25 protein-coding genes are annotated in these 23358 nt (G+C 55.8%); 11 read left to right on the top strand and 14 right to left on the bottom strand.

The window, feature by feature from the left end; all coding sequences use genetic code 11:
* Positions 1-38 precede the first annotated feature (38 nt).
* Positions 39-1628, bottom strand: a complete 1590-nt coding sequence (locus F3J31_RS13060) for an ABC transporter substrate-binding protein (RefSeq protein ID WP_167213527.1) — start codon at positions 1626-1628, stop codon at positions 39-41.
* A 243-nt stretch (positions 1629-1871) separates the two neighbouring features.
* Here F3J31_RS13060 and yghU point away from each other — a divergent pair, with 243 nt between their 5' ends.
* The 4 genes from yghU (at position 1872) to F3J31_RS13040 (ending at position 4093) form a co-directional block, all read left to right on the top strand.
* Positions 1872-2738 (top strand): glutathione-dependent disulfide-bond oxidoreductase, encoded by an 867-nt coding sequence (yghU, locus tag F3J31_RS13055; protein WP_008499796.1) that lies wholly within the window; start codon positions 1872-1874, stop codon positions 2736-2738.
* Between the two features lie 158 nt (positions 2739-2896).
* On the top strand, positions 2897-3229 hold the full coding sequence (locus F3J31_RS13050) for a glycine zipper domain-containing protein (RefSeq protein ID WP_008499797.1): 333 nt from the start codon (positions 2897-2899) through the stop codon (positions 3227-3229).
* Positions 3230-3421: 192 nt separating this feature from the next.
* The gene (locus tag F3J31_RS13045; RefSeq protein ID WP_008499798.1) at positions 3422-3754 is read left to right on the top strand and encodes a type II toxin-antitoxin system RelE/ParE family toxin; all 333 of its coding nucleotides are present in this window, start codon (positions 3422-3424) and stop codon (positions 3752-3754) included.
* Between the two features lie 12 nt (positions 3755-3766).
* On the top strand, positions 3767-4093 hold the full coding sequence (locus F3J31_RS13040) for a DNA-binding protein (RefSeq protein WP_008499799.1): 327 nt from the start codon (positions 3767-3769) through the stop codon (positions 4091-4093).
* Positions 4094-4136: 43 nt separating this feature from the next.
* Here F3J31_RS13040 and F3J31_RS13035 read toward each other — a convergent pair whose 3' ends face one another.
* From F3J31_RS13035 to F3J31_RS13025, 3 genes are all read right to left on the bottom strand, one after another.
* Complete coding sequence (locus F3J31_RS13035) at positions 4137-4409, bottom strand: hypothetical protein (RefSeq protein WP_063622434.1); 273 nt, start codon at positions 4407-4409, stop codon at positions 4137-4139.
* A 202-nt stretch (positions 4410-4611) separates the two neighbouring features.
* Positions 4612-4866 carry a hypothetical protein gene (locus tag F3J31_RS13030; RefSeq protein ID WP_048029030.1) on the bottom strand — a complete coding sequence of 85 codons (255 nt, stop codon included), beginning with the start codon at positions 4864-4866 and terminating at the stop codon, positions 4612-4614.
* Between the two features lie 125 nt (positions 4867-4991).
* Complete coding sequence (locus tag F3J31_RS13025; protein ID WP_167213525.1) at positions 4992-6539, bottom strand: methyl-accepting chemotaxis protein; 1548 nt, start codon at positions 6537-6539, stop codon at positions 4992-4994.
* 219 nt (positions 6540-6758) lie between these two features.
* Here F3J31_RS13025 and F3J31_RS13020 point away from each other — a divergent pair, with 219 nt between their 5' ends.
* Positions 6759-7799 (top strand): aldo/keto reductase, encoded by a 1041-nt coding sequence (locus tag F3J31_RS13020; protein WP_167213522.1) that lies wholly within the window; start codon positions 6759-6761, stop codon positions 7797-7799.
* A gap of 62 nt (positions 7800-7861) precedes the next feature.
* Here the strand turns inward: F3J31_RS13020 and F3J31_RS13015 are convergent, their stop codons facing one another.
* Positions 7862-8350 carry a TIGR00645 family protein gene (locus tag F3J31_RS13015; RefSeq protein WP_008499805.1) on the bottom strand — a complete coding sequence of 163 codons (489 nt, stop codon included), beginning with the start codon at positions 8348-8350 and terminating at the stop codon, positions 7862-7864.
* Between the two features lie 82 nt (positions 8351-8432).
* The gene (locus tag F3J31_RS13010) at positions 8433-8936 is read right to left on the bottom strand and encodes a hypothetical protein (RefSeq protein ID WP_045909961.1); all 504 of its coding nucleotides are present in this window, start codon (positions 8934-8936) and stop codon (positions 8433-8435) included.
* A 103-nt stretch (positions 8937-9039) separates the two neighbouring features.
* On the opposite strand from F3J31_RS13010, the gene F3J31_RS13005 reads away from it, so the two are divergent.
* Entirely contained in the window at positions 9040-9444 is a 405-nt protein-coding gene (locus F3J31_RS13005; RefSeq protein WP_008499807.1) for a hypothetical protein, read from the top strand.
* A gap of 1 nt (position 9445) precedes the next feature.
* Positions 9446-9892: a hypothetical protein gene (locus F3J31_RS13000; RefSeq protein ID WP_045909962.1), complete on the top strand. Its 447-nt coding sequence runs from the start codon at positions 9446-9448 to the stop codon at positions 9890-9892.
* On the opposite strand, the gene F3J31_RS12995 is transcribed toward F3J31_RS13000, so the two are convergent.
* The 3 genes from F3J31_RS12995 to exbB form a co-directional block, all read right to left on the bottom strand.
* The gene (locus F3J31_RS12995) at positions 9889-11340 is read right to left on the bottom strand and encodes a methyl-accepting chemotaxis protein (protein WP_167213519.1); all 1452 of its coding nucleotides are present in this window, start codon (positions 11338-11340) and stop codon (positions 9889-9891) included. The genes F3J31_RS13000 and F3J31_RS12995 overlap by 4 nt on opposite strands.
* A gap of 274 nt (positions 11341-11614) precedes the next feature.
* Positions 11615-12040: a TonB system transport protein ExbD gene (gene exbD, locus F3J31_RS12990; protein ID WP_045909964.1), complete on the bottom strand. Its 426-nt coding sequence runs from the start codon at positions 12038-12040 to the stop codon at positions 11615-11617.
* Between the two features lie 4 nt (positions 12041-12044).
* Positions 12045-12776, bottom strand: coding sequence for a tol-pal system-associated acyl-CoA thioesterase (gene exbB, locus F3J31_RS12985; RefSeq protein ID WP_021242115.1), 732 nt, complete (start codon positions 12774-12776; stop codon positions 12045-12047).
* 251 nt (positions 12777-13027) lie between these two features.
* On the opposite strand from exbB, the gene metC reads away from it, so the two are divergent.
* Together metC and yghB are read left to right on the top strand one after the other, a co-directional pair.
* Complete coding sequence (metC, locus tag F3J31_RS12980) at positions 13028-14215, top strand: cystathionine beta-lyase (RefSeq protein WP_045909965.1); 1188 nt, start codon at positions 13028-13030, stop codon at positions 14213-14215.
* A gap of 143 nt (positions 14216-14358) precedes the next feature.
* Complete coding sequence (gene yghB / locus F3J31_RS12975) at positions 14359-15018, top strand: DedA family general envelope maintenance protein YghB (RefSeq protein WP_024906512.1); 660 nt, start codon at positions 14359-14361, stop codon at positions 15016-15018.
* Between the two features lie 48 nt (positions 15019-15066).
* Here the strand turns inward: yghB and F3J31_RS12970 are convergent, their stop codons facing one another.
* Positions 15067-15966 carry an AraC family transcriptional regulator gene (locus F3J31_RS12970; protein WP_045909966.1) on the bottom strand — a complete coding sequence of 300 codons (900 nt, stop codon included), beginning with the start codon at positions 15964-15966 and terminating at the stop codon, positions 15067-15069.
* A 194-nt stretch (positions 15967-16160) separates the two neighbouring features.
* Here F3J31_RS12970 and yqhD point away from each other — a divergent pair, with 194 nt between their 5' ends.
* Positions 16161-17324, top strand: a complete 1164-nt coding sequence (gene yqhD, locus F3J31_RS12965; protein ID WP_167213516.1) for an alcohol dehydrogenase — start codon at positions 16161-16163, stop codon at positions 17322-17324.
* Positions 17325-17429: 105 nt separating this feature from the next.
* Complete coding sequence (gene dkgA, locus F3J31_RS12960; RefSeq protein WP_045909968.1) at positions 17430-18257, top strand: 2,5-didehydrogluconate reductase DkgA; 828 nt, start codon at positions 17430-17432, stop codon at positions 18255-18257.
* Positions 18258-18298: 41 nt separating this feature from the next.
* Here dkgA and F3J31_RS12955 read toward each other — a convergent pair whose 3' ends face one another.
* The 4 genes from F3J31_RS12955 to plsC form a co-directional block, all read right to left on the bottom strand.
* Positions 18299-18700, bottom strand: coding sequence for a carboxypeptidase-like regulatory domain-containing protein (locus tag F3J31_RS12955; RefSeq protein ID WP_025912494.1), 402 nt, complete (start codon positions 18698-18700; stop codon positions 18299-18301).
* Between the two features lie 115 nt (positions 18701-18815).
* A complete protein-coding gene (locus F3J31_RS12950; RefSeq protein WP_205246250.1) occupies positions 18816-20990 on the bottom strand; it encodes a YgiQ family radical SAM protein in 2175 nt (724 codons plus the stop codon).
* Positions 20991-21121: 131 nt separating this feature from the next.
* Entirely contained in the window at positions 21122-22534 is a 1413-nt protein-coding gene (gene ftsP / locus F3J31_RS12945) for a cell division protein FtsP (RefSeq protein ID WP_045909971.1), read from the bottom strand.
* Between the two features lie 58 nt (positions 22535-22592).
* Positions 22593-23330, bottom strand: a complete 738-nt coding sequence (plsC, locus tag F3J31_RS12940; protein WP_024906505.1) for a 1-acylglycerol-3-phosphate O-acyltransferase — start codon at positions 23328-23330, stop codon at positions 22593-22595.
* Between the last annotated feature and the right edge of the window lie 28 nt (positions 23331-23358).

Raw genomic sequence — 23358 nt, 5'->3', positions numbered from 1 at the left:
CCTTACCAAGGCCCCGACCCGACGGTCGGGGCAATCGCTTATTTCTGATAGATTTTTGACAGATCCTGGAACAGATAGACCGGTTTCGGCTCTGCTTCCTCGGTACCGCCAAAACGCTTGTCCACCGCGACGGTCGCATTGGTATAGGCGATCGGGTAGTAGGTCATGTCGTTCGCCACGGTCTGCTGAATGTGCTTGTAGATATCAGCCCGTTTCGCGGCGTCAGTTTCCACGGCGCCTTTATCCCACAGGGCATCAAACTGCGGATTTTTGTAGTGCGCGTAGTTATAGGCTTCGTTGCTCATGAACAGCGATTTGTAGCCGTCCGGCTCGGAGCCCATGATGTAGCCGCCCAGGTTGAGCTCCCACGCGGTATTGTTCATATCGAGGCTGCGCTGGGACATGGCGTTGGAATCAAGCGGCATCAGCTCTACGTTCACCCCAATGCCCTTCAGCGCCTGCTGAATATAGAGCGCCATGCTCTCCTGGGTTTTGTTGGTGTTCACATACGCCAGGCGCAGCTTGAGGTTGTCCGGCGCGCCGGACGCTTTAAGCCGCTCTTTGGCCTTTTGCAGATCGAATGTGTACTGTTCAACGTCATCCGTTTTGTAAAGCGTATCGGGCGTCAGGAACGAGGTCGCCGGTTTGGCGTAGTCCAGCGAGGTAAAGGCGGTCTGGGTCAGCTCGTCTTTGTTGATGGCGTAAGCAATGGCCTGACGGAGTTCTTTGCTCTTCATCACCGGCACGTTCTGGTTGAACGTCATATAGGCCAGGCGGCCTTCCGGATAGACCACGAAGTCAAACTTACCGGTATTTTTCAGGCGGTTCACATCCTGCGGGTCAACCATCTTGAGGTTGATTTCACCGTTTTGCAGCGCAAGGTTGGCGGCGTTACTGTCTTTGGCGAAACGGTAGGTGACCGAATCGAGCTTCGCTTTGCCGTTCCAGTAATCGTCAAAACGGGTCAGGGCGTAGTACTGCCCGGCGCGGTACTCTTTAAATTTGAACGGCCCGGAGCCGACCGGTGCATCGTTTTTGCTGCTCTTTTCCAGGTCGCCTTCGCTGGCGAACACGTGCTGCGGGATCGGGTAGATCTGTACCAGCGTGCCGGTAAAGGCCGCGCTGACCTGCGGTAAGGTGAACTTAACGGTGCGGTCGTCAACCTTGCTTACCTGTACTGGCTTGCCGCCGTAGGTGAACATGCTGCGGAAGAAGCTGTGCTGTTTGGCATCCAGCAGCTTATTGAACGTAAAGACCACGTCGTCCGCCGTCAGCGGCTGTCCGTCCTGCCATTTCAGGTTGGGTTTTAACGTCAGGGTGTAGCTCAGGTTGTCGGCGGAGGGCGTCAGGCTTTCCGCCAGGCCCCACTCAATCTTACCGTTGTTGAAGCTATAGAGCGGGGCATAGAGCGCCTGCATGATGGTTAACGTGGTACGGTCGCTGGCATAGAGCGGATTCACGGCTAACGGATCGCCGGAGGTAATCCCGATAATCAGCGAACCGCCCGCTTTTGGCGCGTCGCTTTTTGCCGCAGGGGGCGTATTGGTCTCTTTATTTTTCGCATCATCACAGCCCGCCAGGCCTAACGCGATCGAAACGACCACTGCCGATAACAGAAGCTTGCGCATCTCACTAACTCCTTGCCTTATAAAGTGTTTATGACTGCATCTTTTATTTATGTTGAAGCATCATATGCAGCTTTATCCATTAACGCATTAGTTATGAAAATGCGATTTTCGATTAAGCTTATGCCGGATTTGATATATAAGCAGCAGAAGGAATAGCGGTTAATTGCTTGCGCTCACAACGTTAAACGGTTCACAAATCTCCTGCTACACTGCCTCAACACATCACAAAAAAGGCAGGCCAACATGTCAGACAACACCTATCAGCCACCCAAAGTGTGGGAATGGAAAAAGAACAACGGCGGCGCGTTCGCCAACATCAACCGCCCCATTTCCGGCGCGACCCATGAGAAAGATCTTCCTGTCGGTTCTCACCCGCTGCAGCTCTACTCGCTGGGCACACCGAACGGCCAGAAAGTGACGATCATGCTTGAAGAGCTGCTGGCGCTGGGCGTGACGGGCGCGGAGTACGACGCGTGGTTGATCCGCATCGGCGAGGGCGATCAGTTCTCCAGCGGCTTCGTTGAGGTGAACCCGAACTCGAAAATACCGGCGCTGCGTGACCACTCCACGAACCCGCCAACGCGCGTCTTTGAATCCGGCAATATTCTGCTCTATCTGGCAGAGAAATTCGGCCACTTCCTGCCGAAAGATCCCGCGGGACGCACCGAGACGCTGAACTGGCTGTTCTGGCTGCAGGGCGCGGCGCCGTTCCTCGGCGGCGGTTTTGGTCACTTCTACAACTATGCCCCGGTGAAAATCGAGTACGCGATTGACCGCTTCACCATGGAAGCTAAACGCCTGTTCGACGTGTTGGATAAACAGCTGGCGCGCGGTCGCTACGTGGCGGGTGAGGAGTACACCATCGCGGATATCGCCATCTGGCCATGGTTCGGCTGCGTGGCGCTGGGCAGCGTGTACAACGCCGCCGAGTTCCTGGATGCAGAGAAGTACACCAACGTGCAGCGCTGGGCGAAAGACGTGGCGAATCGCCATGCCGTTAAGCGCGGACGTATCGTTAACCGCACCAGCGGCGAGCTGAACGAGCAGCTCCACGAACGCCACGCGGCGAGCGACTTCGAGACCAATACGGAAGATAAGCGTCAGGCGTAATGTTCTGCCGGGCGGATCGCCGCCCGGCAACAGAGATCCTTGCTCAGGGCATGATTGGCCTAAAGGTTGAGCCGGTATTGCTGGCACTATCTGTGCGTTTTTCTCACCTCAGAGTGAGAAGTGACGTATCAACCGACAGCAGTCACAAAGGATCTGTTATGAAACTGATTAAAACAACGCTGGTTATCAGCGCCCTCATTTTTTCCACCTCGGGAATGGCCATCGATAAAACCGCCGCTGGCGCGGTAGCAGGCGCTGCCATTGGCGCGGCCACGGGCAAAGATCTGAAATCCACCGTTGGCGGTGCCGTTGTTGGCGCAGGCACGGGTGCCATGTTCAAAAACGGCGACAAAGGTAAAGCCGCGCGTAAAGGTGGCGCCGTAGGGGCTGCCGTGGGCGCAGGTGCCGCGGCGGTTACCGGCAAGAGCGTGCTGAAAGGTGCAGCCGTTGGCGCAGGCACGGGCGCGCTGATTGGTGAAGCGACGCACTGATAAATTTCGCCGGGTGTCGCAGCGCGTGCCCGGCCTCATTACTGTTCAGTAATAACCCCACCCCCAATCTCGCATTTTTGCGAGCCGTTTTCCGAAATAGCATTTCCCCTCTGTCGCAGCGATGTTAACAATTGCCAGTCGTAGCCTGAAGATTACAATACATTTGCTTATCGTAAACTACAGGCTACAATAATGGCTAAGGTTAAACACTACATCACAGCTGACGGGTATGACCCTTTTGATGCCTATCTAAGAAGTGTGAAAGATCCCATAGCAAAAGCCATGATTGCCACGCGTGTCGCCAGAATGTCAACGGGTAACTATGGTGATTGTAAACCATGCAGAGAGAGCGTTTCAGAGCTCAGAATTAACCAGGGGCCGGGTTACCGTGTCTATTTCAGCGAAGTCTCCGATCCGGCAGATGGCGCAGTGAGTCTGGTGCTACTGACTGGAACGAAAAAAAAGCAAAGTGCAGATATTGAAAGAGCCGTTGAGTACCTCAACGACTACAAGCGCAGGATATAAAAGGAAATCGCAATGGCTAAATCAGTACTCCATGATGACGCAATGGTACAACTCCTGAAAGATTCTCCGGATTTCGCGCCCGTATATCTTCATCAGGCTTTCATTGAAATTGACGAGCCCGGAGGCTATGAGGCATTCATGCTGGCTTTACGGCATGTTATAGAAGCCTCCGGCGGGATGACTGTCATTGCAAAACGCGCAGGCATTTCTCGCGAATCACTCTACAAATCACTATCACCAAACGGTAATCCCTCATTTAAGCGTATCGCCGAAGTGGCATCTGCAACGGGATACCCAATATCCCGAATTGCAACAGCAGGATTAAACACAACAGCGTGAGAGCCACTCCAAAATAGGCCGGATGTGCGACCCGGGCAATGCATCAATGGTGATCGTCATACTGATGCTCAATCACCATCCCTTCCGCCACGCTCGCCACATGGCGTGCACGCGGATGATAGACCGGTGCAGGGGCGGCATATGTTGTTTGTGCAGGTGCAGGCGCAACGCTTACCGCCTCAGGAACCGTAGCTGACTGCGGAACAATCACGACCTTATACCCGGTAGGAACATCGACCGTGACGCTCTGGGCCATCGCTGTATTGACCACGGCAAAACCTGCCAGGGCAGTAAATAAAATAATACGGTTTTTCATAAATTGAATTATTTCCGGTATCAAGAAGATAATTCATTATGTCGACTGAATCTTAAGACAATATTAATTTTCATGTTCTGGAATGTGCAGAAAATGCCAAATACATTGTTACAAGCAAATAATTAAATATTTAAAAAATATTGACTTACGTTTTTTAAAAAGGCGGCAAGAAATACGCTTGCATGCCGCCTCACCTGTTATGTTAATACTTAATATCCCGCGCTTTTTGCCGTCCGGCCTGTTTCATCTGACGCTTGTCCTGGCGGCAGTCGTGATTACTCTGGTTATTGTTCGCCACGCAGGTCTGCTTCACCTGCCGTGACGCATCGCGGGTTTCCTGCCTGACATCACGCGCTACGCGCCGTTCTTGCGCCTGCTGGGTCGCACTGGCGGAAACCGAGAAAAGCGTCAGAAAAATGAGAGAAAGGACAGGGATAAAAGATAACGATCTGTTCATAGCAACACCTCGTAGAAGAGAGCCCAGAACGTCAGGGGTTAGCAAAAGAATAGCAGTTTCAGCGCCGCTGAATGAGGAAGGCGTTAATAATATAAGGCCGCACAAGGCGGCCTTATCACGTTGCGTTATGCCGTCAGGCGGAACTTCTGCACCGAGCGCTGAAGATCTTCGGTCTGACGCTCAAGCGCCGCCGCCGCCGCGGAAACCTCCTCCACCAGCGAGGCGTTTTGCTGGGTAACACCGTCCATCTGGGTAATGGCAATTCCGACCTGCGAAATGCCCTTACTCTGCTCCTCAGAGGCCGAGGCAATTTGCTTCATAATGGTCGTCACTTCCGTCACGTCCCGCAAAATCGCATCCATGGTGGTGCCGGTATCGCCCACCAGCTTCGCCCCCTGCTCGACGCGGGACACGGAGTCGGTAATCAGCCCTTCAATCTCTTTTGCCGCGTTGGCGCTGCGGCTTGCCAGGTTGCGAACTTCGCCTGCGACGACGGCAAAGCCTCGGCCCTGTTCACCCGCGCGTGCGGCTTCAACCGCCGCGTTGAGTGCCAGAATATTGGTCTGGAAGGCAATGCTGTTAATGACGTTGGTGATTTCAGCAATTTTCTTCGAGCTTTCCGAAATACCGCTCATGGTGGTCACCACCTCAACCACCAGCGAGCCGCCGCGGCTGGCGGTGGTTGAGGCCACATCGGCCAGCTGGCTTGCCTGGCGCGCACTCTCCGCGTTCAGCTTCACCGTGGCGGTCAGCTGTTCCATGCTGGCAGCCGTCTCTTCCAGCGCCGCCGCCTGCTCTTCGGTACGGGAGGAGAGATCGTTGTTACCGCTGGAAATCTCCGTCGCGCCGCGCCAGATATTCTCACTGCCGGAGCGGATCGTGCTGACCGCTTCGCGCAGGCTGTCCTGCATGGCGCTCAGCAGCGGCACCAGTTGGCCCACGCAGTTGCGGCCGAACGGCTCGATGGGCTGGCTGAGATCGCCCTGGGCAATCTGGCGGAACTGCTGGCGAATGCGATCCAGCGGTTTAACCAGCATCGCCACCAGATAACGGTCGGTGAAGAGCAGGATCAGCAGGCCGACGATCGTGGCGATGATAATCACCGTGCGGGTCATGCTGGTCAGGCCGTCCACCACCACGCGGGTACTGTCGAGCGACTTCGCGGCAGCATTGTTAAACTCTTCAGCCGCCGCACCGAACGCGCGGCTCAGCGGTGGGGTGACGTTGTTGGCCTGCTGACGATAGCCGTCCAGCGCGCCCAGTTTCGCCTGCTGCATTTGCGGCGTCACGCCCTGTTCGAGCAGCGCCTGCCAGGCACCGATCACCCGTGAAGAGACCTGCTCATCCATTGGGCCTGGAGAAATGGCTTTCATCTCAGCCAGCTTCTTGCCCATGTTATCCAGCGCCTGCTGGGCAGAGGCGAGATCCGGCGTGCCGCCTGCGGCTTTGACTTCCATTGCGCGGCTCAGGCGGGTCACAAAGCGGAAATACTGATCGTTGCCCTGGCTGAGCACCGTCATCTGCTTGACCAGCTGGCGGTCCACCTCGTTGCCATCTGAAACGCGAGACAGGGACCAGGTGCTGTACAGCCCCACACCCGCCCACATTACACAAAAGATCCCGAGAATCGCCAGCATGACGAAACGGATCGTGAAATTACGGAGCATATTCATAAGTCTTCCTTGCCGTGAGGGTGAATTCGCCCAGAGGCGAGTACTTCTCTCGTTATCGGCAGGAAAGAGGGAAATTATAACGTTTTGTGATCATTTTTAATTAGCGTGGCTTCACTGGTCGCACAGCCGCCGTTAACCATTATCTTCGCGCTTACTGATGTGATAAGTTCAGAATGAAAACGACGTTTCAAAAAATTATCGATAAGAAAAGGAGACATCATGTCCTGGTACCCTGCCCCTGACCGCTACGAGAATATGCAGTACCGCCACTGTGGCAAGAGTGGCCTGCGCCTGCCCGCGCTGTCGCTGGGACTGTGGCACAGCTTCGGCCATGTCCAGCCTCTTGAAGCCCAGCGGGCGCTGCTGCGCAAAGCCTTCGACCTCGGCATCACCCATTTCGATCTGGCCAATAACTACGGACCTCCGGCGGGTAGCGCGGAAGAGAATTTCGGCCGCCTGCTGCGGGAAGACTTTGCCGCGTACCGCGACGAGCTGGTGATCTCCACCAAGGCCGGTTACGACATGTGGCCGGGGCCATATGGTTCGGGCGGGTCACGCAAATATCTGCTCGCCAGCCTCGATCAGAGCCTGAAGCGCCTGGGCGTCGAATACGTGGATATTTTCTATTCCCACCGCGTGGATGAAAACACGCCGATGGAAGAGACAGCCTCTGCGCTGGCACAGGCGGTGCAGAGTGGGAAAGCGCTGTATGTGGGCATTTCCTCCTACTCAACCGGGCGCACGCAAAAAATGGCCGAGCTGCTGCGCGAGTGGAAGATCCCCCTGCTGATCCACCAGCCGTCCTATAACCTGCTCAACCGCTGGGTCGATAAGACCGGTTTGCTGGATGCGCTGGCAGCAAACGGGACCGGGTGTATCGCCTTTACCCCGCTGGCGCAGGGGCTGCTGACCGGAAAATACCTGAACGGTATTCCTGAAGATTCTCGCATGCAGCGTGAAGGCAAGAAAGTCCGCGGTCTGAACGAAAAAATGCTGACCGAAGCCAACCTGAACAGTCTGCGTTTGCTGAGTGAGATGGCGCAGGCGCGGGGTCAGACCATGGCGCAGATGGCGTTGAGCTGGTTGCTGAAAGACGCGCGCGTGACGTCAGTGCTGATTGGCGCAAGCCGCCCGGAACAGATTGAGGAGAACGCCCGGGCGCTGGATAACCTGCACTTTACTGAGGATGAACTCAAGCGGATTGACCAGCATGTCGCGGATGGAGAGTTGAATCTGTGGCAGGCGTCGTCGGATAAATAGTGCGGTCTGATGCCCTCACCCTGGCCCTCTCCCACAGGGAGAGGGAGCTTAAGTGAGGGGAATTACTTCTTACTGATCTTATCCAGATACCCCATCACAAACGCAGACAGCACAAACGTCAGATGGATAATGACATACCACATCAGTTTGTTATCCGGCACGTTCTTCGCGTCCATAAACACGCGTAACAGGTGGATAGAAGAGATCGCCACAATCGACGCGGCCACTTTATTCTTCAGCGACGAGGCATCCATTTTGCCCAACCAACTGAGCTTCTCTTTACGCTCGTCGATATCCAGCTGGGAGACAAAATTCTCGTAGCCGGAAAACATCACCATCACCAGCAGTCCGCCCACCAGGGTCATATCCACCAGCGACAGCAGAACCAGTATCAAATCCGCCTCGGCAATAGAAAAAATGTTCGGCAGAACGTGCAGGATTTCCTGAAAGAACTTAATCGTCAGCGCGATAAGCGCCAGCGAAAGGCCAAAATAGACGGGGGCCAGTATCCAGCGAGAGGCGTACATGGCGTTTTCAAAAAAGCGTTCCATAAAGTCCTGTTTGCAAAAGAAACCAGCGCCCAGTATATCCCAATGGCGCTGACTGTTTGCAATAACTCACCAGTCTGGTGACTCAGACGTTGTCGGGGTTAACTTCCGGACGGGCATACTCCGGCCAGACCAGCACCACCAGCTCCGGGTAGGCTTCCAGGCTGAACTCACGAAAACACTGACGCAAATTTAATACGTCCAGATCGGAATAAGAGACCTTCTCGCCGTTAAGGCAGCGTTTTTTGATATTGTCATAATATTTATACACGGCTGAATTCAGGTCGCTACAGCGACGCTGTGCCTCAAACAGTCCTGGCGTGTCATTAATTTCCGACATTTTCATGCGTTTAATTGTCGCGTGTAAAAAGTCGATATATTCATGGTTCACCCGCCAGTACCAGACAGGCGTAACGGAGTTCATCAATACAGAGAAATGGTCTTCTCCTTCCTCTTTTGTCATGAGTTCCGGTTGCGGCGGTTCACTGGCGTCTTTCGACACTTTCGTTTTATTGAACTCCTGCATCAATAAAAGCACACCAGCGGTCAGTAATAGTAATGTGATGACCGTAAAAAAGATGCTGTTCATGGGTAGGCTCCATTTTTTTTGATTTTAAATTTGCCTCATGATATTGTCAACGAATCTCACGCCTTTACCAACCCCACCCTGTTGAAATTAAAGGAAATTAAAAATGCTGCCCGACTATCTCGTCCCGGCTAAGTACCACATTACGCCTGTGGAACAGCAACCGACGGAAGCAGAAAAAGAGGTCAGTTTCACTCAGGGGAAAAGAAAGCTCTCTGATTTCGAGCCTGATATATTAATTGGTGTTTCCCGCACCGGCAAATCCCGTAATATGTTGCTGGAAGAGCACGATCGCCATATTAAAGACCGCTTATTTCGCGCCATAAAAATTGAAGCCTTCGTCCACCTGCTGAACGATCTGCAGGCCGAAGGAGAAATAGATGCCCAGAAACTAAGTCAAATATTGGCCGAAAAAACCAAAGAAATTAACGAAGCGGGCAATGAAATTTGGCTTAACTTAATTACGCGTGAAAAAAACAACCCAATTTTTTATAGCCTGGGGGAGGATTAACGTGAAGGAAGTTAAAAACAACGACGTTTATTTGACTTTAGATGATAAGAAAAGTGATGAATTTATCTTAAAGCAAAATCTCGATGCGCTGCGAAACACAAAAAATGACGAGATGACGCGTATTACCCAAGACCTGGTATCGATCCCGGCAACGCTGGTGCGGCTGAAATGGCAGAATCGCCGTGAAATTTATCCGCTACAGGTCAAAGAAGAAATTTACGGTGCCGTGATGAACGCCATCATGGAACAGCGGCCAGAGCTGAAAGAGAAGCTTCTGGGTCGCCTCGAGGCCAATTACCAGTATCTGCTTGCCAGAGAAATCGCCACTCTGCGTCTGACGCGCAAACTGTCAGACGGTGAGTACCGCACCTCAAACGTCACCTGCGTTGCGCTTGATGAGGACGCGCTGGCGTCTGGCGCCAGCGCCCCTTCCGAACCGCAACGCTAATTAAATCTGAATACGGCAATCGCCTCTTTTAACTGCCCCGTCTGCTGCCGCTGCGCTTCAGCCACCTGCAGCGTTTGCGCTACGTGACGCACGTTCTCCTGCACGCTGGCATCGATGCTGGCAATACTGTCGTTCATCTGCGCAATGCTAGCCCGTTGCTGCTCGCTCATCTGCGACAGCTCCTCCAGAAGCGAGCGGAGCCCTTCAATGCTCTCAATGATCGACTTCATTGTCATACCGGCCTGCTCAACCTGCTCGACGCCCTGCAGCGTGGTTGCCTGCGATGCGGTCAGCAGTTGGCGAATGTCTTTTGCAGCCCCCTCGCTGCGCTGGGCCAGCACGCGCACTTCCGAGGCAACTACCGCGAAGCCTTTGCCATGTTCCCCCGCTCTGGCAGCCTCGACCGAGGCGTTGAGCGACAGGATATTGGTCTGGAACGCAATCCCGTCGATCAGCTCCAGAATGGCGTAAATGCGCTGCGACTCCTCGCGAATGTGCTCCATCGCCGCAATCGCCTGCCGTACGTTATGGCCTCCCTGCTCCGCCACGTTACTGGTACTGAATGCCACCTCCCGAACCTGGCGGGCTTTTTCACTGGTCAGGGTGGCGACAGCCCTCAGTTGTTCCATCGCACTGGCCGCCGTCGCCAGCGAACTTGCCTGGTGATCGGTACGTTCCGACAGCGCGCTGTTGCGTTGCCCTAACGCGCGGGATGCCTCCAGCAGTTGCCCAATATTGGCGCTGACCTGCTCAAGCGTGGCGCGCATGGTGCCCAGCGTCAGGCTGAACGTACGGGCAAAGGGAGACTCTGCGGGTGCCGCATCGACGGCCAGCGTGAGGTACCCCGGTTCGCGGTTGATCACCCCCGCCAGCCTTGCCACCTCGCTCGCCGAGCGAGCGTCCTGCTCCATACGAATCGCCAGCAGAACCAGGATCGCGGTCTGGACCACCACAAACAGCCCGTGGAAAACCAACATATGAAAGCCGGTGTGCATGAACACCACGACGCCGTACAGGTCGTTTTCCTGCAGATAGTTGAACACCAGGTGATGTAATGCGATGACCGCCGCCCCCATCACCAGCGGGCGCCAGTCTCGCCAGGCAAGGAGCGCGGAAAGCAGGACGAAAACCGAGAAATGGTATTCGGTTTCACCTTCGCCCAGATGAATCAGCAGCGCGGAAAATGCCATTAGCACACACGCAGAGCTCAGGCGGAGCAACAGCGCGCCGGGGAACACCAGCGTCAGCAGCGTCGATAAACAGGCCAGTGAAGTGCCGACAATCGCCCCCTGAATGATGTTTTCGTTGATATAGCCCACGCCCAGCGAGATGGCCCACAGCGACCAGATGAGCACCAGTATTAGCCTGTCGGCGCGTCGTCGAATGGCAGAAAGCGAAAACAGATCGTTTTGAGGCGCGTGCGGATACAGCCATGTCATCGTAGCCATAGGGAGTCTCTTGCTGTGCAGGTGAAAAGATCCTTCGAAGAAGGACTGTTTTTATTATCTTTTTTTAAGCGTAGTGGGGATATTCCACGACGCCATTTCAGCAAAAGATATATTTTAATGGCGCAGCCGAATACTGATATTTACTTAACTATCAACACATTATTAACGTTGGCTTTATTGATAAAGAAATATGAAGAATGGGGATATACAGCAGAAAATAATAACGATGTTGCGTGGCAGAAAACAAAAAAGCTGGCTTTCGCCAGCTTTCGTTCTATTTTTTGGCCGCTTTCTCTTCGCCGACCAGCCCAATCTTCAGGTAACCCGCCTGATGCAGCGTGTCCATTACCTTCATCATGGTTTCATAATCTACGGTTTTATCCGCACGGAAGAAGACCGTAGTGTCTTTCTTACCGCCGGTAAGCTGATCCAGCGCCGGGATGACAGAGTCGGCCGTTACCGGGTCATTGCCAAGGAACATGGATTTATCGGCCTTCACGGACAGATAGACAGGCTTTTCCGGACGCGGCTGCGGCTGGCTCGACGAGGCCGGCAGATTCACCTTCACGTCGACCGTGGCCAGCGGCGCGGCCACCATGAAGATAATCAGCAGAACCAGCATGACGTCGATAAACGGCGTCACGTTGATCTCATGCATTTCGCCGTTATCGTCCAGATTTTCGTTTAGACGCATCGCCATAATATCAACCCACGCGCAGTTTGGACGCCGCGTGCACCGGCTTAACGGCGCTGGCATTCAGGTCGAGATCGCGACTCTGCAGCAACAGTACCTGCGCGGCAACGTCACCGAGCGTCGCTTTGTAGCTGCCAATCATACGCGCGAAGATGTTGTAGATAACCACCGCCGGAATCGCCGCGACCAGACCAATCGCCGTCGCCAGCAGCGCTTCTGCGATACCCGGGGCTACAACCGCCAGGTTGGTGGTTTGAGTCTGCGCGATACCGATAAAGCTGTTCATGATGCCCCAGACCGTACCGAACAGACCGATAAACGGTGAGATCGCGCCGATGGTCGCCAGATAACCATTACCGCGCCCCATGTGTCGGCCAACGGCCGCCACGCGACGCTCCAGACGGAAACCGGTACGTTCTTTGATGCCTTCGTTATCTTCACTGCCCGCGGAGAGTTCCAGCTCGTTCTGTGCTTCATTCACCAGCAGGGTAGTCAGGCTTTTCGCGTGGAAGGATGAGGTCATATCTGAAGCCTGATCCAGAGAGCGGGCTTCTGCCAGCTGTTGCTGTTCCCGCTTGAGGCGACGCTTCTGCGAAAGCAGCTCGGCGCTCTTGCTGAAGAAGATAGCCCAGGTGACAACGGACGCCAGAATCAGGCCGATCATCACAATCTTAACCACGATGTCAGCATGCTGATACATGCCCCAAACGGAGAGATCCGCCTGCATCAAATTATTACCCACTCTGTATCTCCAGGACGCAAATCACAAAATCTGAACGTAATAATATCAAAACGTCGTCGAATTGATAGTAGTTCTCATTAGTATTTGCATAGTGCCGCAATTTTCGTTCACTTTCCTTGCGCTTACGCAGTAAAAATTTCTTATGCGGTTTTTTGCTAATATTTTCTGCTTATTCGATAAGCCTGCGGGTGCAGTTTTTTCCAATCGTGGTAGTCTGGACGTCCAGACGTATAAAAACAGGGTTAGCGAACATGACAACGAAGCATCTTGATACCACGCTGGTACAGGCAGGACGCAGCAAAAAATATACCCAGGGATCGGTTAACAGCGTGATTCAACGCGCCTCCTCGCTGGTGTTTGACACCGTTGAGGAGAAAAAAATCGCCACGCGCAACCGCGCAAAAGGCGGGCTGTTTTATGGCCGTCGCGGCACGCTAACCCATTTTTCTCTGCAGGAAGCGATGTGCGAGCTGGAAGGCGGCGCAGGCTGCGCGCTGTTCCCGTGCGGGGCGGCAGCGGTCGCCAATACCATTCTGGCGTTTGTGGAACAGGGCGATCACATCCTGATGACCAACACCGCCTACGAGCCCAGCCAGGACTTCTGTACCAAAATCCTCAGCAAGCTCGGCGTGACGACCGGCTGGTTCGACCCGCTGATTGGTGAAGGTATTGCCGAACTTATTCAGCCAAACACGCGCATTGTGTTCCTGGAATCGCCGGGGTCACTCACCATGGAAGTCCACGACGTGCCGGCTATCGTGAAGGCCGTGCGCAGTAAAGCGCCAGAGGCGATCGTTATGATCGACAACACCTGGGCGGCAGGCGTGCTGTTCAAAGCGCTGGACTTCGACATTGATATTTCGATTCAGGCGGCGACGAAGTACCTGATTGGCCACTCTGACGGGATGATTGGCACGGCGGTCTCCAACGCGCGCTGCTGGGATCAGCTGCGTGAAAATGCCTACCTGATGGGCCAGATGGTGGATGCCGACACGGCCTACATGACCAGTCGCGGACTTCGCACGCTGGGCGTTCGCCTGCGTCAGCACCATGAAAGCAGCCTGACGGTGGCCGAATGGCTGGCGCAGCATCCGCAGGTTGAGCGCGTGAATCACCCCGCGCTACCCGGCAGTAAAGGCCATGAGTTCTGGCAGCGTGACTTTACAGGCAGCAGCGGGTTGTTCTCGTTCGTGCTGAAAAAACGGCTGAATAATGACGAGCTGGCCAGCTATCTGGATAATTTTACCCTCTTCAGCATGGCCTACTCGTGGGGCGGTTTTGAATCCCTGATCCTGGCTAACCAGCCGGAACAGATTGCGGCCCTGCGCCCCGGTGGCGACGTGGACTTCAGCGGTACCCTGATTCGACTGCATATTGGTTTAGAAAATGTTGACGATCTGATTGCGGATTTAGCAGCAGGGTTCGAGCGTATCGTGTAGAGTGCTGGCTGAAAATGTACTCCCTGGACGCTTTTGTGGACACCGCAAGCGGAAAAGTCTGCATGAGTTGCGCCCGGGATCAAACCCGACGGGCGAATAAGGGAGTACAATAGCGCTATATCTGCTGTTCCACAGGAAAGTCCATGGCTGTTATTCAAGATATTATCGCGGCGCTCTGGCACCACGATTTTGCCGCGCTGGCGGATCCTCACGTCGTCGGTATCGTCTATTTCGTGATGTTCGCAACTCTGTTTCTGGAAAATGGATTACTGCCAGCCTCGTTTTTACCCGGTGACAGCCTGCTTTTACTTGCCGGGGCGTTAATCGGTAAAGGCGTCATGGACTTCACGCCAACGATGGTTATCCTGACCTCCGCTGCCAGCCTGGGCTGCTGGCTGAGCTATCTGCAGGGCCGCTGGCTGGGGAACACGCGCGTCGTCAAAAGCTGGCTGGCGCAGCTGCCGCATAAATATCATCAGCGCGCGACCTGCATGTTTGACCGGCACGGCCTGCTGGCGCTGCTGGCCGGACGTTTCCTCGCGTTCGTTCGCACCCTTCTGCCGACGATGGCGGGCATTTCCGGTCTGTCGAACCGCCGCTTCCAGTTCTTCAACTGGCTGAGCGCCCTGCTGTGGGTTGGCGTGGTCACAACGCTCGGCTACGCGCTGAATATGATCCCCTTCGTGAAACACCACGAAGATCAGGTGATGACCTTCCTGATGGTGCTGCCGATGTTCCTGCTGGTGGCGGGTCTGGTGGGAACCATCGCGGTGGTGATTAAGAAGAAGTACTGCAGCGCATAATTCAACTAAGCCGGGTGGCGCTATCGCTTACCCGGCCTACGTTTTTCGTCAGACTCCCTGCATCGTTCTTATACGTGACGCATCCTCTCCCGGCGTGACGCCGAAATAGCGCTTAAACTCCCGACTGAACTGCGAGGCACTTTCATAGCCCACCCGCATCGCCGCCGCGCTGGCCTTCATGCCGTCGTGGATCATCAGCATCCGCGCCTTATGCAGCCGGTAGGTTTTGAGGTACTGCAGCGGCGAAGTGCTGGTCACCGATTTAAAGTTATGGTGAAACGCCGAGACGCTCATGTTCGCTTCCGCCGCCAGCTGGTCGACGCTGAGGTTTTCCGTGTACTGGCTTTCGATACGCTTGAGCACGCGGCTTATCAGGCTGAAGTGGGTTTGTCGGCTCACCAGAGCGAGTAACGCGCCGCCGCCCGGGCCCAGCAGCACGTGGTAGAGAATCTCGCGGACGATCTGCTTGCCCAGAATGCGCGCGTCCAGCGGCCTCTCCATCACATCCAGCAGACGCTCAATGGCGCAGAGGATCTCTTCCGACAGCGTCGCCGAGTTAATCCCGCTCGACGCCATAGAAGGCTGGAAGAGTTCATCTTCGCCAATCTCCATCAGCAGCTCCTGCAGTTGAAGGATGTCGACATTGACGCGAATACCCGCCAGCGGAACCGCCTCTGTCGCGAAGGTTTCACATTCAAAGGGTAAAGGTACCGTCAGAAGCAGATATTCATTGGTGTCGTAGCGGAACACGCGCTCGTTGATATAGCCAATTTTATGGCCCGAGAAGAGAAAAACGATGCCCGGCTGGTACATGACCGGCGTGCGCGTCCCCGGCTGCGTGCCATAGAGCAGGCGAATGTCCGGCAGCAGCTCGCTGGCACGATTTTCATTATCTATCAATCTCTTAATCTGCACAGTGAGCTGCTGGCAGATAGCCTCACGGTTCATCTTGCGTTACTCCGGGTGCGGTTTTCGACGTTGACAGTGTGCGTTGTTTTCCGCGCTTTCTCCAGCGCTCTGTAGAAATGGGCAAGACATCGGCAGGAATGTGCATTGAGGGCGTAGCCCCGGATCGCCACAATGAGCAGCATCAGGTCGCCCTCTGCGCACCACGGTTTTTCACCCACTAAAGGGAACGAGCAATGAACAACTTTAATCTCCACACCCCAACCCGCATTCTGTTTGGTAAAGACGCTATCGCTGACCTGCGCGCACAGATCCCTGCTGACGCCCGCGTGCTGATCACCTACGGTGGCGGCAGCGTGAAAAAAACCGGCGTGCTGGATCAGGTTTACAGCGCGCTGGACGGTCTGGACGTGCGTGAGTTCGGCGGCATTGAGCCAAACCCGTCCTACGAAACGCTGATGAATGCGGTAAAAATCGCCCGCGAAGAAAACATCACCTTCCTGCTGGCGGTCGGCGGCGGCTCCGTGCTGGACGGTACCAAATTCATCGCCGCTGCGGCGCACTACGCTGACGGCATCGATCCGTGGCACATCCTGGAAACCCGCGGCAGCGATATCAAAAGCGCCATCCCGATGGGATCCGTGCTGACCCTGCCAGCGACGGGTTCTGAATCCAACAAGGGCGCGGTGATCTCCCGTAAAACCACCGGTGACAAGCAGGCCTTCATGAACGAACACGTTCAGCCTGTGTTCGCCATTCTGGATCCGGTTTACACCTACACCCTGCCAGCGCGTCAGGTGGCGAACGGCGTGGTCGATGCCTTTGTACATACCGTTGAGCAGTACGTCACGTATCCGGTGAATGCCAAAATTCAGGATCGCTTCGCGGAAGGCATTCTGCTGACGCTCGTCGAAGAGGGTCCGAAAGCGCTGAAAGAGCCGGAAAACTACGACGTTCGCGCCAACGTGATGTGGGCGGCTACACAGGCGCTGAATGGCCTGATCGGCGCTGGCGTGCCGCAGGACTGGGCGACCCACATGCTGGGCCACGAGCTGACGGCGATGCACGGTCTGGATCATGCACAAACGCTGGCCGTTGTGCTGCCTGCACTGTGGAACGAAAAACGCGACACCAAACGCGCCAAGCTGCTGCAGTACGCCGAGCGCGTGTGGAACATTACCGAGGGTTCTGACGACGCGCGCATTGATGCTGCCATCGAAGCAACCCGCAGCTTCTTTGAAGGTCTGGGCGTGCCAACGCGTCTGTCTGGCTACGGCCTCGACGGCAGCTCCATCCCTGCCCTGCTGGCGAAACTTAAAGAGCACGGCATGACCCATCTGGGCGAGCACGGCGACATCACGCTGGACGTCAGCCGTCGTATTTACGAGGCGGCACGCTAAGCGTTTTTGTCCCCCCGACTTTCGTTTTTTGACATTTCGTCCAGACTTAATGCACACCCCATCGCCGGAGTCTCCCTCCGGCGATGCGCACCTGAAGGAGGAAAAATGGCAAACCAAACCGTAATCAAGCTGCAGGACGGCAACGTGATGCCCCAGTTGGGGCTAGGTGTATGGAAAGCCGGTAACGACGAGGTCGTCTCCGCCATTCATAAAGCCCTGGAAGTCGGCTACCGGTCGATTGACACCGCCGCCGCGTACAAAAACGAGGACGGCGTAGGTACCGCACTGGCCAGCGCCGGTGTCCCTCGCGATGAGTTGTTCATCACCACGAAACTGTGGAATGACGATCAAAAGCGTCCCCGCGAAGCCCTGCAGGAGAGCCTGGAGAAACTCCAGCTCGATTTCGTCGACCTGTATCTGATGCACTGGCCGGTTCCGGCCATCGACCATTACGTTGATGCCTGGAAAGGGATGATTGAACTGCAGAAAGAGGGGCTGGTGAAAAGTATCGGCGTCTGTAACTTCCAGGTTCATCACCTGCAGCGGCTGATTGACGAGACGGGCGTCGCGCCCGTCATTAACCAGATCGAGCTGCACCCGCTGCTGCAGCAGCGGCAGCTTCATGCCTGGAACGCCACGCATAAAATCCAGACCGAATCCTGGAGTCCGCTGGCGCAGGGTGGCCAGGGCGTGTTCGATCAAAAAATTATCCGTGAACTGGCGGATAAATACGGCAAAAGCCCGGCGCAAATCGTCATTCGCTGGCATCTGGACAACGGCCTGGTGGTGATCCCGAAATCGGTCACGCCATCGCGCATCGCCGAGAACTTCGACGTCTGGGATTTCCGGCTGGACAAAGATGAGCTGGGCGAGATTGCGAAGCTGGATAAGGGCAAGCGTTTAGGGCCAGACCCGGATCAGTTTGGCGGATAATACTTAAAACGAGCCCGGTCTTCCGCCGGGCTCGTTTTAATTTATAAACCGGACTGACATCTCGCTTCTCCGGGAAGATCAGGTAATGTGCAAATAACGTTGTACGCTTTCCCTTCCAGTTTATGTGGCCCACCGAGACCACCGCCTACTTCTGCACCATATTCCTTTCCGTTGACGCTTATCTGGAGCGGGGTGTGATAAATCCAGTCCATCGGACCTATTGGCAGAAAAAAGATCCATTCATGCTGGCTCTGAAAAGCAAAACGACCGTTGTCGTCAGAAAGCGTTTGCTCCCTCTCTAATGTTATTTTAGCGCCCGGGACTGGCTTACCTGCACTGTCGATTAGACGTCCTTCCACTTCTGGCTGTGTCTGGCGGTGCATTACACAACCGCATAACGTAAGGCCAATCAGCATCGCTCCTGTTAACTTCCTAATTTTCATTTTGGGCCTCCTACCCTTATGCAGAAAAAAGCCGGGTGGCGGCTGCGCCTTACCCGGCCTACGCGCTGACCTGTAGGCCCGGTAAGCGCCAGCGCCACCGGGCTTTGTTACAGGTTTAACCGATCTTACGTTTTACGTTCTTCTTCATTCCCGCTCCACCGTTCGAACGCTGATGCACAATCGGCGTGTGCTTGGTCAGCGCCGGGCGCGTATTGCGGTTCTGACGACGCGCTTCGCGCATCTCCTCCAGCGTCGGGGCCGGTACCAGACAGTCGCGGCGCGAGCCGATCAGGTGTTTTTTACCCATCTCTTCCAGCGCCTGGCGGATCAGCGGCCAGTTTTTCGGATCGTGGTAACGCAGCAGCGCCTTGTGCAGACGACGCTGTTTATCCCCTTTCGGCACCACCACCTCTTCACTCTTGTAGCCAATCTTACTCAGCGGGTTCTTGCCGGTGTAATACATGGTCGTCGAGTTGGCGAGCGGTGACGGATAGAAGTTCTGCACCTGATCCAGGCGGAAGCGGCGCTGCTTCAGCCACAGCGCCAGGTTGACCATGTCCTCATCACGCGTGCCCGGGTGCGCGGAGATGAAGTACGGGATCAAATACTGCTCTTTGCCCGCCTGCTTCGAGTAGGTGTCGAACAGCTCTTTAAAGCGGTCGTAGCTGCCCATGCCCGGCTTCATCATCTTCGACAGCGGGCCTTCTTCGGTATGCTCCGGCGCAATCTTCAGATAGCCGCCGACGTGGTGCGTCGCCAGCTCTTTGATGTAGCGCGGATCTTCCACGGCAATGTCATAACGTACCCCGGACGCGATGAGGATCTTCTTGATGCCCTTCAGATCGCGCGCGCGTCGGTAGAGGTTAATCGTTGGCTCGTGGTTGGTATCCATGTGCTCGCAAATGCTCGGATAGACGCAGGAGAGACGGCGGCAGGTTTGCTCCGCGCGCGGCGACTTGCAGCGCAGCATATACATGTTCGCGGTTGGACCGCCAAGATCGGAAATCACGCCGGTAAAGCCCGGTACGGTGTCGCGAATGGCTTCGATCTCGTTGATGATCGACTCTTCCGAACGGCTCTGAATGATACGCCCCTCGTGCTCGGTAATGGAGCAGAAGGAGCACCCGCCGAAGCAGCCGCGCATGATGTTGATCGAGAAGCGGATCATCTCATACGCCGGGATACGGGCGTTGCCGTACGCCGGGTGCGGCACGCGCTTGTACGGCAGCGCAAAAACGCTGTCCATCTCTTCGGTGGAGAGCGGGATGGCCGGCGGGTTGATCCAGATAAAGCGCTCGCCGTGCTTCTGCATCAGCGCGCGGGCGCAGCCAGGGTTGGTTTCATGGTGCAGAATACGGGACGCATGGGCGTAGAGCACCTTGTCGGCTTTCACCTTCTCATAGGACGGCAGCAGCACGTAGGTCTTTTCCCATGGCTTCGGGCGCGGCGGCTGCACGACGATAGCCTTCGCTTCCGCTTTCTTTGGCTCTACCGGTTTGTTATCCGCACACGGCAGATCGTCGCCATACGGGTGTGGGATCGGGTCGATTTTGCCCGGCATATCGATGATGCGGGAATCCACGCCGCGCCAGCCCGGCAGCGCCTCTTTTACCATGAGCGCGGTATTGCGCACGTCGCGGATGCTGCTCACCGGCTCGCCCTGCGACAGACGGTGCGCCACTTCCACCAGCGGACGCTCGCCGTTTCCGTAAATCAGCATGTCGGCTTTGGAATCCACCAGCACCGAGCGGCGCACGGTATCAGACCAGTAATCGTAGTGCGCGGTACGGCGCAGGCTCGCCTCAATGCCGCCCAGGATCACCGGGACGTCTTTCCAGGCTTCTTTGCAGCGCTGGGTATAGACGAGGGTCGCGCGGTCCGGACGTTTGCCCGCCACGTTATCCGGCGTGTAGGCGTCGTCATGACGCAGCTTACGGTCGGCGGTATAGCGGTTGATCATCGAGTCCATGTTACCTGCGGTCACGCCGAAGAACAGGTTGGGTTTACCCAGACACATAAAGTCGTCTTTGCTGTTCCAGTCAGGCTGGGAGATGATCCCCACGCGGAAGCCCTGCGCTTCAAGCATACGGCCACAGATGGCCATGCCGAAGCTCGGGTGGTCAACGTAGGCATCGCCCGTGACCAGAATGATGTCGCAGCTGTCCCAGCCCAGTTGGTCCATCTCTTCCCGGGACATCGGCAGGAACGGCGCCGGTCCAAAGCAGGCCGCCCAGTACTGGGGCCAGGAGAAGAGGTCACGATCCGGCTGGATCAGGGAAATTGCGCTCATAATGCTTCCGAAGAAAAAATAGACAAAAGGGCGGGGATTATACGCTGGATCATTGTGGGAAATGAAGGGGTATTATGCGGGCTGTTGCCCTCACCCCAACCCTCTCCCACAGGGAGAGGGAGAAAAGCATTTTACGGTGCCGGGTTGACCAGCATTTGACCCACCGACCCCCTGTCCATCATCTCCAGCGTCTGGCTGTGGAACAGGAACGGGAAGTGCGGCCACGAAGGCTGGCCGTAGTAGACGAGCAGCTCAACCTGGCCGTCCACCCAGACGGTATCTTTCCAGCCGCGATCTTCCGGGAACGGCATCGCGCCGTTGACGTTGCGGATCAGGAACGACACCCCTTCAATATGGAACGACTGCGGCATATCTGAACGCACCGTCCAGCGCTCCCAGGTGCCCTGCTGCGCGGTGATATCAATGCGGTTGACGTCCCACAGCGCGCCGTTGATGCCCGGGTCGTCGCCCAGGCTGATATCACGGCTGCGCACCGGCGAGCCGCTCATGATCTCCTGCGGCAGCAGACGCATGGGCAGGCTGTCGGTCACCAGCGGCAGCAGGCCGGTTGGGCGCAGGGTCAACACCAGGGTGGAGACAAGTATGCTCGACGGTTCAAAGAACCCGCGAATGCGGTCGACAATGCTGGCCGCTTCACCGCAGGTGACAGAGACTTCATCCCCGTTGGTCATATCAATGAGAATTTCGCGACGCTCACCCGGCGCGAGCGCCAGCTGTTTGACGGACACCGGCGCCGGTAAAAAGCCCTGATCGCCGGATATGACGTGCAGCGGACGGCCATCGCTCATCTGCAGCTGATAGCGGCGCGAGTTAGACGCGTTGAGCAGGCGCAGGCGCACCCAGCCACGGGACACTTCGACATACGGGCTCTGCGCGCCGTTAACCAGCAGCGTATCGCCGACGAAGCCACCGCTGCCCGGCTCGCTGTATTCCGGCGTGCCGAAATTATCCAGACGTTTGTCCTGGATGATAATCGGGAAGTCATCCACGCCGTAGTGGTTCGGGATCGGCAGGGATTTGCTGACTTCATCTTCCACCAGCCACATGCCGGCCAGGCCGTTATAGACCTGCTGCGCCGTGCGGTTAGGCGTGTTGGCGTGATACCACAGGGTTGCCGCACTCTGGCGAATCGGCAGAACGGGCGCCCAGTCGGCGCTGGGTGACATCATGCGCGCCGCGCCGCCAATCAGCGGGCCAGGCACCTGAAGGCCGCTGATGGTCATGGCGACATTTTCAGGGGTACGGTTACTGTAGATGAGCTTAACGTCATCGCCATTCCACACGCGTATGGTCGGCCCAAGGTAACGTCCGTTAATGCCCCAGACCGGCGCACGCGTCCCCTGGGTAAAGGACCAGTGGCTGCGCTGCAGCGTCAGGAAAAGCGGCTGACCGCGACGGGATTCAATGAGTGGCGGAATAGGCAGCGGCTGTTGCTGCCCGGCGGCGCTGGCTGTCAGCGGCATCGCACCCGCACAAAGGGCGATCCCCGAAGCCTGAATAAACTGACGCCGACTGAGTGACATATAAGCTCCATCTGAAACGACTAACAACGCGGGAATTCGTTTTCCCTTCAACGCCGGATTAAATCTTACCGGCGGCTTCTCTCTCTGCGACTTCTTTGTCGAGCAGCGCAATATGCTCAGCCATCAGATCACGGCAGTGCGCAGCCAGCTCGCGCACCTGATCTTTACCGTATTTGCTGGTATCGACGGGTGGCAGCATTTCGACAATCACCAGCCCGTTATTCAGGCGGTTAAGATTAATCTTATTCGAAGTATTGGAAACGCACACAGGAATAATTGGAACACCTGCCGCAATTGCGGCATGAAACGCACCGGTTTTAAACGGCAGCAGGCCGCGGCCACGGCTACGCGTCCCTTCCGGGAACATCCAGATTGAAATTTTGCGCTTTTTAAAATGATTCACCACTTCCGCAATGGTGCTGTGCGCTTTTGCACGGTTATTACGGTCGATCAGCAGGTTACCGGTCAGCCAGTACAGCTGACCAAAAAACGGGATCCACAGCAGGCTTTTTTTGCCCACCGTCACGGTCGGTGGAAGCACGATATTAGAGGCCGTCACCATATCGTAGTTGTTCTGATGGTTGGCGATATAGATGGCGTTACCGAAATTCTCCGCCCCTTCCGGCAGACGTTTTTCAACCTTCAGACCAAACAGCGGCGCAAGGCGCCCGAACATATGGCCAAAAGTGGCGACATGCTTCGGATTACGCGGGCTGAACAGGCAATAAATAGAGCCGAAAATACAGACCAGAATGCAGTAGATAACGGTAAGAATAAGACGAACAATATATAGCATAGCGACCTCTGAAGCCCTAACAGCTGAC

This window comes from Enterobacter sp. Acro-832, assembly GCF_011752745.1.
GTDB classification, from domain to species: domain Bacteria; phylum Pseudomonadota; class Gammaproteobacteria; order Enterobacterales; family Enterobacteriaceae; genus Enterobacter; species Enterobacter quasiroggenkampii.
This window is presented reverse-complemented; position numbering and strand designations above follow the sequence as displayed.